General features: G+C 50.2%; 10 protein-coding genes. 6 read left to right on the top strand and 4 right to left on the bottom strand.

Annotated features, from left to right (window positions below):
- Nucleotides 1-90: 90 nt before the first annotated feature.
- Nucleotides 91-945: a DMT family transporter gene (locus V7P87_RS07510; protein ID WP_296299851.1), complete on the top strand. Its 855-nt coding sequence runs from the start codon at nucleotides 91-93 to the stop codon at nucleotides 943-945.
- Nucleotides 946-1,020: 75 nt separating this feature from the next.
- On the opposite strand, the gene V7P87_RS07505 is transcribed toward V7P87_RS07510, so the two are convergent.
- The 4 genes from V7P87_RS07505 to V7P87_RS07490 are packed head-to-tail and all read right to left on the bottom strand — an operon-like array spanning nucleotide 1,021 to nucleotide 5,623.
- Nucleotides 1,021-2,235, bottom strand: coding sequence for an ABC transporter permease (locus V7P87_RS07505; RefSeq protein ID WP_333796879.1), 1,215 nt, complete (start codon nucleotides 2,233-2,235; stop codon nucleotides 1,021-1,023).
- A 10-nt stretch (nucleotides 2,236-2,245) separates the two neighbouring features.
- The gene (locus tag V7P87_RS07500; RefSeq protein WP_333796878.1) at nucleotides 2,246-3,556 is read right to left on the bottom strand and encodes an ABC transporter permease; all 1,311 of its coding nucleotides are present in this window, start codon (nucleotides 3,554-3,556) and stop codon (nucleotides 2,246-2,248) included.
- A 2-nt stretch (nucleotides 3,557-3,558) separates the two neighbouring features.
- Nucleotides 3,559-4,317, bottom strand: a complete 759-nt coding sequence (locus V7P87_RS07495) for an ABC transporter ATP-binding protein (RefSeq protein ID WP_333796877.1) — start codon at nucleotides 4,315-4,317, stop codon at nucleotides 3,559-3,561.
- 28 nt (nucleotides 4,318-4,345) lie between these two features.
- The gene (locus V7P87_RS07490) at nucleotides 4,346-5,623 is read right to left on the bottom strand and encodes an efflux RND transporter periplasmic adaptor subunit (RefSeq protein ID WP_333796876.1); all 1,278 of its coding nucleotides are present in this window, start codon (nucleotides 5,621-5,623) and stop codon (nucleotides 4,346-4,348) included.
- Between the two features lie 457 nt (nucleotides 5,624-6,080).
- On the opposite strand from V7P87_RS07490, the gene miaB reads away from it, so the two are divergent.
- The 5 genes from miaB to lnt all read left to right on the top strand — a co-directional run bounded on the left by miaB (nucleotide 6,081) and on the right by lnt (nucleotide 11,786).
- On the top strand, nucleotides 6,081-7,505 hold the full coding sequence (gene miaB, locus V7P87_RS07485; RefSeq protein WP_260657349.1) for a tRNA (N6-isopentenyl adenosine(37)-C2)-methylthiotransferase MiaB: 1,425 nt from the start codon (nucleotides 6,081-6,083) through the stop codon (nucleotides 7,503-7,505).
- A gap of 71 nt (nucleotides 7,506-7,576) precedes the next feature.
- Complete coding sequence (locus V7P87_RS07480) at nucleotides 7,577-8,728, top strand: PhoH family protein (RefSeq protein WP_333796875.1); 1,152 nt, start codon at nucleotides 7,577-7,579, stop codon at nucleotides 8,726-8,728.
- Nucleotides 8,725-9,183 carry an rRNA maturation RNase YbeY gene (gene ybeY / locus V7P87_RS07475; protein ID WP_296299843.1) on the top strand — a complete coding sequence of 153 codons (459 nt, stop codon included), beginning with the start codon at nucleotides 8,725-8,727 and terminating at the stop codon, nucleotides 9,181-9,183. The genes V7P87_RS07480 and ybeY overlap by 4 nt, the downstream gene beginning before the upstream one ends.
- Nucleotides 9,184-9,219: 36 nt before the next feature.
- A complete protein-coding gene (locus V7P87_RS07470; protein ID WP_333796874.1) occupies nucleotides 9,220-10,086 on the top strand; it encodes an HlyC/CorC family transporter in 867 nt (288 codons plus the stop codon).
- A gap of 128 nt (nucleotides 10,087-10,214) precedes the next feature.
- Entirely contained in the window at nucleotides 10,215-11,786 is a 1,572-nt protein-coding gene (lnt, locus tag V7P87_RS07465) for an apolipoprotein N-acyltransferase (RefSeq protein ID WP_333796873.1), read from the top strand.
- The last annotated feature ends 146 nt before the right edge of the window (nucleotides 11,787-11,932 follow it).

Here is an 11,932-nt window from a genome sequence, read left to right as displayed (position 1 = left end):
CGCTCACAATAAGCCAGGCTGAGCTCAGACAATAAACGACACTTCTGCTACACTGCGCGCACCTCAAGGCCACGATGTCCGGAGTCGGGTGTGCCGCTTAAACCCCTTTATGTTGCTGCATTGTTGTTATTGCTGGCTGAAGCCTGTTTTGCCGGCATTGGCGCTTTAGTGAAACTGACCAGCGACAGCGCCAGTCAGGCGCAGGTGGTGTTTTTCCGCAACTTTTTTGCGCTGTTGGTGATGTTGCCCTGGATTGTCAGTCAGGGTCGCCAAATTCTGTACACCAAACGCTGGTATTTGCATGCCAGTCGCGCCACCACCGGCATTATTTCCATGTATTGTTTTTTTTATGTGATAAGCCAACTGCCTTTGGCGCAGGCCATGCTGGTGTTGTTACTGTCGCCTTTTGTGGTGCCATTAATAGCGCGGATCTGGCTGAAAGAGCGGCCAAGCCGGTTAACACTCTTTGCGATAGCCCTTGGATTTGTTGGCGTTTTTCTGGCGATCCCACTACAGGGAGAAGCTGGTAATACGCTGATTTTAATGCTGGGATTATTATCTGCTGTGCTGGTCGCTATCACCAAAACCACCATCCGTTATATGTCCGACACTGAACCCGCCGCCCGTATTGTGTTTTATTTTTCCCTGTTAACGGCGGTTATTTCTTTTATTCCGGTGCCTTTTGCCTGGCAACCTTTGCCCGAAATCGCCTGGTGGGCTTTTGCCGGCATGGGTGTGCTGGCCGCCGCAGGTCAAATGGCCATGACCAAAGCTTATGCGCTGGCCCCTGCCAGCGATATTGGCATGTGGACTTACAGCAGTGTGGTCTTTGCCGGGTTGTTTGGGTATCTGTTCTGGCAGGAGCCTGTCACTATGGGTTGGTTTGCCGGGGTGTTGGTGATTTTTTACGCCGGTTATATCAGCACCAGACAAAGGTTGTTGTAACAGCCGGGCTTAACAAGCTGTCGCTAGCTGTCGCCGTAAAGGCGACAGCTATCAGAGCTGTGATCAGAACCTTAATCAAACACTGCGGGTCGCTGTGGCAGGTGCAATAGCGGCTGCTTTACGCGCCGGATACAACACCGCCAGCTGCCCCACCAGATAAAGCGCCACAACCCCCGTCAGCAACAGCATGGGTTCCAGCGGTTTGAGTTCAAACTGACTGACCAGCCAGATATTGAGCCCTATCGCTGCGGCCACCCCTATCAGCACACCTAAACTGGTGATCAACAAATTTTCCAGCATAAAATAGCGCATTACCTGCAGCTGAGTGGCGCCCAGCGCACGGCGGGTGCCTATCTGACGTTTACGTCTGTTGATGCTGAACATCGCCAAACCAACAATGCCAAAGGCCGTGATCAGGGTCAGCACCACAATCACCAGCAGCAGAATACGGTTGAGTGCATTGTGGCTGCGGTAACTGTTGGCACGGGTTTCTTCCAGGCTTGTTACACCGCGGATAATGCGGTTTTTATCCGATTCTGCCAGCGCTTTTTCCACAATGGGCATCAGCTCATCACGCCGGCCTGGCTCGGTGCGGATCATATACCTGTTATTGCGCCCTTCCAGTTGATATGGCACCAGCATACTGCGCTCTACCCCATCCCAGCCGTTCCATGGCGCCTGTAAGGTTTTGATAATACCGGTAATTTGCATAGGCTCATTGTTATTGATATAGACGGTCTGTCCAAGCGCCGATTGCCAGTTGCCGGGGAATAATGCCTCGGCCATCGCTTGGCTGATAATGGTGCGCTCAGGCCAATCGACGGCAGAAGCTGCACGCCAGCGAATGTCGGTGTTCTGGAAGTTTTCGCCTTGAATCAGCTCCACCCCTAATGTATTGATCCCATGCTCGTCCACCATATAAACCGCCACGCCGGTGCCGTCTTCCCCTTCACCGGCTTTTTTCTGCAGACTCATGGACCAGCCGCCGCCACTGAGGGGTATGGCATTGATCTGAGTTGCATCCACCACACCCGGGATAGATCGGATCAGCCGCAAGTCATCTTCCAGCGCCGCCTGGTGCGGATAGTTTTGGGCAAAAACGGTGTTGCTTAAATAAAACAAATTGGCTTCATCCAGGCCGCTTGGCCGCGCCATCAGGGTGCTGCGGTTTTGCATCATAAAAATGGCGTTTACCATAATGCTCAGCGTCAGCGCGATTTGCAGTGCAATCAGCACAGCCCCCACCTTCTGGCGTAATAAAGCGCGGAAAATTGGTCCAAGTTCAAACATCACAGTCCCCTTATTGGCTTTTTAACTGCTGCGACGGCTGCACAGTGCAGGCACGCCAGGTTGGATACAAACCGGCCAATAAGCTCGACAGCAGCGCCAGCCCCATCGCAAGCATCACCATCACCCAGTCCAGCTCTGCCAGACCTTTCATGCTATCGCCATACAATAAAGTCACGCCCTGCAAGCCAAGCCAGGCCAGCAGCAAGCCAAGTAAACCACCGGCCAGACCAATACAACCGGCTTCGGTCAGATACTGCGCAAACAAATGTTGCCTGCTGGCACCCAGCGCCTGACGTAAACCAATTTGTGGGGCTTTGCTTAAAAACTTGGCCAGCAATAAACCTATGGTGTTCAGTAAACACACCAATAAAAACATCAGCGACATCACCATCATCAGACTGGCATCTTCAGCCACCACCTGCTGGTTTTCCATCCACTGCATCACATCACTGAGCCTGTTATTTAAAGGTCTGGCAAAACGGCCAAGCTTTTTCTGCTCCTCAACATAAGCGTTTAAAAAATCAAGATATTGCTGCTTTTCACTGTCGTTTCTAAGCTCCACCCACATCTGAGTCCAGACACATTCAGAATTTAAAAAGGCCGGATAACCTTCACCACTGGGTTTCCAGCAATTGGTGTTGCCATTACGGCTGAGTTTTGGCTCTGCCAGCAGGCTAAAAGGCACAAACAGCTCTTCCACTTCGTTAAAAGCGCCTGTGGTTACATCATAAAAACGCGGTCTGGGTTGCCAGTTCGCCATCACGCCAACCACCTGATAATAATCACCGGCCATTTTTACTTTTTGCCCAACCGAATCTTTGCCGCCAAATAACCGCTCATTCAGGCTCTGGCTCAGCACTACCACGCGTTGCTGCTCAGTGTCAGCGTTTTCACTCCAGGCGCCGCCATATAAAAAAGGCACATCAAAGATGGCAAAAAAATCCGCCGAGTTGGCCCGGCCTGACACCTGAAACGGCAGGCTGTCTTTGCCTTCAGGCTCCACCACTGTGCCAATTTGCGCCTGTATCACCTGACGATAGGCTTTTTTGGCTGCCAAAAGCGCAGTGGCGTCACGGTAGGTCAACTGATCTGGCGGATCGCCGTTTTCATTGGCGGCCTGATGTGGATCCCAACTGTCGAGCTGCACATAAAACAGCTGCTCACTTTTATGTGGAATGGGGTTGGCCGACATCAGGTAATTCACAGTGACAGTGGTCATGGCGGCGCCAATACCCAGGCCAATCGCCAGCACCATCAGCAGACTCAGCCCCGGACTTTGCCGGATGCTGATCAAGGCAAGACGTAAATAATAAGCCAGCATGATCAGACCCCCAGCTGACGGGCAGCATCAGCACTGCCATGGGTATGCAGAGGCGTTACCCTTTCCAGACCGGCACTGTGCAACCCCTCCACAGCGGTCAGCTCTGACACCCGGCCGTCTTTGATAAAAATTTGCCGTTTGGCGCGCTGCGCCAGGCCGTGGTCGTGTGTCACCATAATAATGGTGGTGCCCTGGCGGTTAATATCTTCCAAAAGCGCCATCACACTCTGAGCCATCTGGCTGTCGAGGTTGCCTGTGGGTTCGTCCGCCAGCAAAAACCTCGGACTGGTAGCCAGGGCACGGGCGATGGCCACCCTTTGTTGCTGGCCACCGGACAACTGGCTGGGCAAATGTTTCATTCTGGACGCCAGCCCCACCAGCTCCAGCTGCTGCTCTATCCGGCGTTTACGTTCTTTGGCATCAAAACCACGATAACGCAGAGGCACATCCACATTGTCGAATAAATTCAGCTCAGGAATTAAATTAAACCCCTGAAAAATAAAACCAATTTTTTGGTTACGCATTTTAGAGCGCTGTGAGTCAGACAATAAATTGACGTTGTCACCATCCAGCAAAAACTCACCTGAACTTGCCACTTCCAGCAAACCGGCAATATTTAAAAAAGTGGTTTTACCCGAGCCGGATGGTCCGGTCACGCTGACAAAATCCCCTTCTCTGACATGTAAATCCACCTCACGCAGTGCATGAGTAGATACTTCGCCTGTGTGAAAAACCTTACCTAACTGTTTCATTTTTAACATAAATAAACCTCAGGGCTCCCAGAGCCTGTTATTGATTCAGCTGAACTTGATTGGCGCCCTGAAACATATCGGTGCCGGAAATAATAATTTGGTCGCCTTCATTCAGGCCGCTGAGCACTTCAACAGCAGCCAGGCTGCGGGCGCCGAGTGTAATAGGTGTTTTTACCGCCACACCGTTTTGCACCTTGTAGGCAAACTGGCCATTGGAGCTTTCTAAAAACTGGCCACGCGCCACCTGCAATACAGCGTCACGCTGCTCCAGCAAAATGCGGCTGGCCAGGCGTTGGTTTTGCCGAAGGCCAGCTGGCGTTTTGTCTTTAAAACGAACCCGGCCTGTCACCTGATTATCAACAATCTCAGGGGAGATGCTGACCAGCTGTGCCTGATACAGCTGCTGATCCAGCGTCACTTCCACCGGCATGCCCAGGCTTAAGTCGTCGGCATAACTTTCCGGAATGGCAATTTCCACTTCAAACTGGCTTAAATCCACCACAGACAACAACAACTGGTTTTTGCTTAAGTAGGTTTTATTGTCGGTGGCGAGGTTGCCGATAATGCCGTCCACCGGCGATTGCACCTGCAAAGCCGACACCTGACGTTGTAAATTGGCTACCAGTAAGGTCTGGCGCTCCAGCTCCTGCGACAATGCTGTGGATTCAAAATCCAGACTTTCTTTATTCAGTTTGGCGTCCCGTACCGCATGCTCAAACTGCAGCCTGGCGTTATTTAACTCATCACCGGCTTTTTCATAATCAATCTGGCTAATGGCTTTTACGCTGTAACCCTGATCAGCACGGCGTTTTTCCCGCTCGGCCGTGGTCAGTGCCACTTTGGCTAAATCCACCGCCTTTTGGTCCATCAGCTGCTGTTTACGCGACTGAATTTTTTGCCGCTCCAGGCCCGTGGCCAGACTATTAAGGCTGGCCTGTTCCTGTTTGAGCTTGCTATCAAGCTCAGGGCTGTCAATCGCAGCTATCACATCGCCTTTTTTGACAGTGGTGCCGGCTTCGGCAAAAAAGCTGACGGTGCCGTCGGCCGGTGCATAAAGTTTAGGACTGACCGCCGCCACCACTTTGCCCTGCACAGACACATCCCGGATAAAAGCAGCGGTTTTGACCGCGTCCAGCCGAACTCTGGCCATGGATACCGACATCTCTGAGTCCTGCCAACGGGCAAGCGCCGGGCTGAGTTGCCAGCCCAGCAATACCAGCAGTGCAACAGCAGCAAGGCTCCAGCCAAGGGCTGGCGTTATTTTTTTACGCTGGCGTCGGATCTCATCCTGGCCACTGGGTTCAGCTATTTTCATTAAAACTCCTTTTGTGTCGTTATCAGTGACAGCTGTTGTAAACAGAGTCGTACTGAGCACAAAAATGGTTTAGTAAAAGCTGAAATAATTTTTGTAAGGGGTAAAAATGCCGGCTTAAATCCCGCCGGCAAAAGCAAAAAAATGGATAAAAAATAAAGAGGTAACTAATCAAGCAAAGAAAAGCAACACAAAGAAAAAATCCCCAGTCACCATACTGCAGGACCGGGGATTGGGAAGACGGGGCGAGGTTCAGGCGGCGCTGAAGTCCGGCTTTAAATAAGCAATATTTCCAGTGTAGCGCAACAAAATAACCCTGCAGCGGCAATTCGGCGTTCAACACAAAAAAGCCTGTTGTTGCCATTGTGATTAAACACAGCAGATGCTGGCACTCAGCAGCCGGCTCGGGTAAAATGCCAGCCCTTTTGTAGTTGACGACTTTTACAGGCAAGAATTTACCATGAGCAAAAAGCTGCACATTAAAACCTGGGGCTGCCAGATGAACGAATACGATTCATCAAAAATGGCCGACTTGTTGGATGCCACTCATGGCTATACGCTGACTGAAGAGGCGGAAGAAGCCGATGTTATTCTGCTGAACACTTGTTCTATCCGTGAAAAAGCACAGGAAAAAGTGTTTCATCAACTGGGCCGCTGGCGCCCGCTGAAAAAGAAAAACCCAAATTTGATTATTGGTGTGGGTGGTTGTGTTGCCTCACAGGAAGGTGCTTCTATCCGTGAACGTGCGCCTTATGTTGACATTATTTTTGGGCCACAAACGCTGCACCGTCTGCCGGAAATGATCAACTCAGTGAAGGGCGACCGTTCGCCTGTGGTGGATGTGTCTTTCCCTGAAATTGAAAAATTCGACCGTCTGCCAGAACCTAAAGCTGAAGGCCCAACCGCCTTTGTGTCCATTATGGAAGGCTGCTCTAAATATTGTACTTTCTGTGTGGTGCCTTATACCCGCGGTGAAGAAGTCAGCCGTCCGCTGGATGACGTGCTGCTGGAAATTGCCCAGCTGGCCGAACAAGGTGTGCGTGAAGTCAATTTATTGGGTCAGAACGTGAACGCTTACCGCGGTGAAACCCATGATGGCAAAATTTGCCATTTTTCCGAGTTATTACGGTTAGTGGCCGCTATAGACGGTATTGACCGTATTCGTTATACCACATCCCATCCTGTTGAATTTACAGACGATATTATTGAAGTGTACCGTGACGTGCCAGAGCTGGTGGATCATTTGCATTTACCTGTGCAGTCAGGTTCAGACCGTATTCTGACGCTGATGAAACGCAACCACACAGCGCTGGAGTACAAAGCCAAAATTCGTGCGCTGAAAAAAATCCGGCCAAATTTAAGCATGTCATCCGACTTTATTATTGGTTTCCCGGGTGAAACGGCAGAAGATTTTGCCCAAACCATGGACTTAATCGCCAGTATCGGTTTTGATATGAGCTTCAGCTTTATTTACAGCGCCCGTCCAGGCACACCTGCTGCCGATTTACCGGACGACGTCAGTGAAGAAGAGAAAAAACAACGGTTATACATTCTGCAGGATCGCATTAACCAGCAATCATTGCAGATAGCCCGTGGCATGTTAGGCACGGAACAACGTATTCTGGTGGAAGGTCCGTCGAAAAAAGACTTGATGGAACTGACCGGCCGCACCGAAAACAACAGGGTCGTCAACTTCGAAGGCACCCCGGATATGATCGGTGGTTTTGTTGATGTCAAAATTACTGATGTATTTACCAATTCTTTAAAAGGTGTGGTGGTTCGCACCGAAAAAGAAATGGGTTTACGCCGCGACGTGTCACCACAACAAATTCTGGCACGTCAGCCAAAAGCAGATCCACTTGGGGTACAGACCTATCAACCCTGAGTCGAGTACAGTTTTACAGAGGCCGCACCAGGCTAAAGCCGCGGCCTCGTTAACCACAGAGAACAGGACCTTTGGATAATCCAGTCAGCAGTATCGAATTTACCCTAGAACCCACCGATCATCAGCGTTTGTCGTTATTATGCGGCCCCTTTGATGACCATATCCGCCAGATTGAACGCCATTTCCGGGTTCAGCTCAGTTTACGTGACGACAAATTCCGTTTACTTGGTTTCACAGCACAATTGCCGTTAGTACAGCAGTTGGTGCAAAACCTGTATCAGGAAACCATCAATGACAGCGGTAAGCTGGTGCCTTTAACATCCGAGCAGGTGCATTTAGCTATCAGCGGCGTAGAACATCCGGCCACTTTAGTGCAGGTGGATGAGCAGGCGCAGGAAGTCAGCATTAAAACCAAAAAAGGGTTAATTAAAGGGCGCAATCCAAACCAAAGCCGTTATGTGGCCAATATTTTGCGCCACGATGTTACTTTTGGTATTGGCCCGGCCGGCACAGGTAAAACTTATTTAGCTGTGGCTTGTGCCGTGGACGCTCTGGAGAAAAACCAGGTGCGCCGTATTGTGCTGACCCGCCCTGCGGTAGAAGCCGGTGAAAAACTGGGTTTTTTACCTGGTGATTTAGCACAAAAAGTGGACCCTTATCTGCGCCCTTTATACGACGCCTTGTTTGATATGCTGGGTTTTGAAAAAGTAGAAAAGTATCTTGAGCGTGGCACCATCGAAATAGCGCCGCTGGCTTATATGCGTGGCCGAACTTTAAGTGATGCTTTTATTATTCTGGATGAAAGCCAGAACACCACTGTTGAACAGATGAAAATGTTCTTAACCCGCATTGGTTTTAATTCCAAAGCGGTGATTACCGGTGATGTTACCCAGGTGGATTTACCCCGTGGCACTTATTCAGGCCTAAAACACGCTATTGACGTGCTGTCCAAAGTGGATGCGCTGAGTTTTAACTATTTTGTTGCCAAAGATGTGGTGCGCCACCCTGTGGTGCAAAAAATTGTGCTGGCTTATGAGGCCTTTGAGGCTGAAGCGGCCGCAGAAAAACAGGCAGAGCGCGAAGCTGAGCAGGCCGCAAGGCTGGCAGCCAGTGCCATCACAACCCCTGTCGCAACACCAGCAATAGCAGCTGAGCCGCCGGCAGCCAAAACACGCAGCAGGGCGAAAAAAGCAACGCCCAATTCGGATACAGCAGCATCATGAGTATTATTTTAGATTTACAACTGGCCAGTACAGCCGACAATCTGCCCGGCGAACATCAAATTCAGCAATGGCTGGAAGCGGCCATTTTACCTTTTCAGGCTGAAGCTGAAGTGACGGTGCGGATTGTCGATGAAGCTGAAAGCCAGCAACTGAATTTTGATTATCGTGAAAAAAATAAACCCACCAATGTGCTGAGTTTTCCGTTTCAGTGCCCGCCCGGTGTGGAACTGCCGCTCCTCGGAGATTTAGTGATTTGTGCTCAGGTGGTGGCCCGAGAAGCCGCTGAACAAAACAAAACTTTAACTGCACATTGGGCCCATATGGTGGTGCATGGCAGCTTGCATTTACTTGGCTTTGACCATATAAATGAAGAAGATGCGACCGAAATGGAAGCAGAAGAAATTCAGATCCTGGCAGAACTTGGTTTTGCCGATCCTTATGTGATTCCTGAATAACAGAGTTCAACCTAACACGGAGCTGGTTTTTACATTATGAGTGACGACAATCCACACTCGAGAAGCGGTTCTGCCGCGAAGTCATGGCTTGAGCGTATCGCCGCCATTTTTACCGCAGAACCTCAGGACCTGTCTGATTTAGAAGAAGTCATTGCCGAAGCCAATTCGCGCAATCTGATCGACTCCGATACCAAAGGCATGCTGCAAGGGGTGCTGGATGTATCCAAAATGCGCGCCCGCGATATTATGGTGCCACGCTCACAAATGGCCACCATCGACATTGATCAGCCGCTCAGTGAATTCCTGCCTATTCTGCTGGAAAACAATCACAGCCGTTATCCGGTGGTCAATGAAGACAAAGACCATATCGAAGGCATTTTGATTGTCAAAGACATACTGCAATATGCACTGACGCCCGATGTAGAGTGGCATTTAAAAGATTTATTGCGCCCTGCCGTGATTATTCCGGAAAGCAAAAGAGTGGATGCACTGCTCAAAGAGTTCCGGCAAAAACGCTACCATATGGCGATAGTGGTCGATGAATATGGTGGTGTGTCGGGTCTGATTACCATTGAAGATATTCTGGAGCAGATTGTTGGGGACATCGAAGATGAACACGACAATGAAGAAGGTTCCGATATCCGCCAATTGGGCAGCCATGTGTATCTGGTCAGCGCCCTGACGCCGCTGGATGAATTTAACGAAAGTTTCGGCACCAGCTTTGATGAAGAAGAAGCCGGCACCATAGGTGGTATAGTGCTGCATGCTTTTGGCCATATGCCAACCAAAGGTGAAGTGATTGAACTGGGTGGCCTGACCTTTAAAGTGTACAAAGCCAATAGCCGCCGTTTAGTGCAGCTGCAGGTGGTCAAACCTAAAACCGAACAGAACGACGCTGAATAAGCGTCGTTCTGCAGAACAAAGAGTACAAAATCCAACAACCCGGCAATGATCCGCTTGTTGCTGCCGGCTTCAGGCAAAAACATGGTGGCTTGTTGGTTGTCAGTTCCAGTTAAAGTGGTAAACAAACCGTGTCCAATCTTGTTGTGTTTTTCCGTCAGCATCCGTTGTTGTTAAGCCTGTTGTTATTGTTGGCAGGCCTTGCCAATACCCTGGCTTTTGCACCTTATCAGCTGCATTTTTTACCTTTATTCACTTTGGCGCTGCTGGCGCTGTCGCTTGGCATCGCCACATCGGCCACACAGGCCGCCCTTTTTGGTTTTGCTTACGGCCTGGGTTGGTTTGGTCTTGGTGTCAGCTGGGTGCATGTCAGCATTGCTACTTTTGGGGGTATGCCGCTGGCCGCCAGCCTTGGCATTATGGCGCTGCTGGTGGCTTATTTAAGCCTGTTCCCGGCTCTGGCCAGTTATGCGGTGTATCGCATCAACAAAGGCAATCTGCTGTTATTTCCACTGCTGTTTGCCAGCTGCTGGGTACTCAGTGAAAACCTGCGTTCCTGGCTTTTTACAGGTTTTCCATGGTTATCATTAGGTTATAGTCAAACTGAAGGCTGGCTGGCGCCTTGGGCGCCGCTGATTGGCGAAACCGGCATTACCTTTTTGCTGGTGTTTGCCGCAGCTGCAGTGCTGCCGGCACTCAGCAGCGCAGTTAAACAGCAACAACGTTTTATTCCGCTTGCTGTGGCTGCGTTGTTATTACTCAGCAGTCCGTTATTAAATTCGTTAAAAGGCTGGCAACTGACCGACGAACAAGTCTCAGTGGCGCTGGTGCAAGGCAATATTAAACAGGAACTGCGCTGGGATCCGGAGCAAGAGCTGCCGACCATGAAAAAGTATATGCAGCTGAGTAAACCGCATTTACAGCAGCAAATTGTGGTGTGGCCCGAAGCTGCTATTCCGCAGCTGGAACCTTTGGCCCAGGCTTATTTGTTAAATCTGGATATGCAGGCTGCCGAGCAACAAAGTGCAGTGATCACCGGCATTCTTGATTACAAAAATAATGGTGATGCCTACAACGGCATTATTGTACTTGGCAAATCAGGCAGCAAAACCACAGCCGGTGATTACCTGTACGAAAGCAAAAACCGTTACCAGAAACATCATTTATTGCCAATTGGTGAATTTGTGCCTTTTGAACGCTGGCTCAGAGACGTTGCGCCCTTTTTTGATTTACCCAACAGCTCTTTTGCCCGTGGTGACTGGCTGCAGCCTAACCTGAACGCCAACGGTTATCAGCTGCTGGCTGCCCTGTGTTTTGAAATTGCCTTCCCAAGGCAAATTCAGGCCAACTTTACCAATGACACCGACTTTTTATTAACAGTCAGCAATGATGCCTGGTTTGGTGCTTCTATTGGCCCGCTGCAGCATATGCAGATTGCCCAGATGCGTGCGCTGGAGTTTGGCAGGCCTTTGTTGCGCGCCACCAATAACGGCTTAACCGGTATAGCGCGGCCGGACGGCAGCTTACAGGCGCAGCTGCCACAATTTGCCGATGGCGTATTAACAGCGCAAGTGCAACTGGCGCAGGGCCGCACTTTATATAGCCGCACCGGCGACAGCCTGTTGTTGTGGTTTGTTGCTTTTGTGATTTTCTTCAGGATGGGCTCTGCTCGGTTGTTTCAAAGCGCTCAGACAAAGGTTTAACCCAAAGATCGAACCGCTGCGGTGACTGATTAAAAGATAAACATCTGCTTTGGGCCACTTGGTACCATTCACAATAAAAAAAGCAGCTTTGGCTGTAATGCCAGTCAGTTAAGCTGACTGGCATTATTTTTTGTGCGGATATTTAC

Origin of the sequence: Rheinheimera sp. (assembly GCF_036782235.1) — a bacterium.
Lineage (GTDB): Bacteria > Pseudomonadota > Gammaproteobacteria > Enterobacterales > Alteromonadaceae > Pararheinheimera.
This window is presented reverse-complemented; position numbering and strand designations above follow the sequence as displayed.

Coding starts and splice junctions, on each gene's coding strand:
- V7P87_RS07505 (WP_333796879.1), bottom strand. CDS start 2,235: ATGTTTGAACTTGGACCAATTTTCCGCGCTTTATTACGCCAGAAGGTG.
- miaB (WP_260657349.1), top strand. CDS start 6,081: ATGAGCAAAAAGCTGCACATTAAAACCTGGGGCTGCCAGATGAACGAA.
- V7P87_RS07490 (WP_333796876.1), bottom strand. CDS start 5,623: ATGAAAATAGCTGAACCCAGTGGCCAGGATGAGATCCGACGCCAGCGT.
- V7P87_RS07470 (WP_333796874.1), top strand. CDS start 9,220: ATGAGTGACGACAATCCACACTCGAGAAGCGGTTCTGCCGCGAAGTCA.
- V7P87_RS07495 (WP_333796877.1), bottom strand. CDS start 4,317: ATGTTAAAAATGAAACAGTTAGGTAAGGTTTTTCACACAGGCGAAGTA.
- V7P87_RS07500 (WP_333796878.1), bottom strand. CDS start 3,556: ATGCTGGCTTATTATTTACGTCTTGCCTTGATCAGCATCCGGCAAAGT.
- ybeY (WP_296299843.1), top strand. CDS start 8,725: ATGAGTATTATTTTAGATTTACAACTGGCCAGTACAGCCGACAATCTG.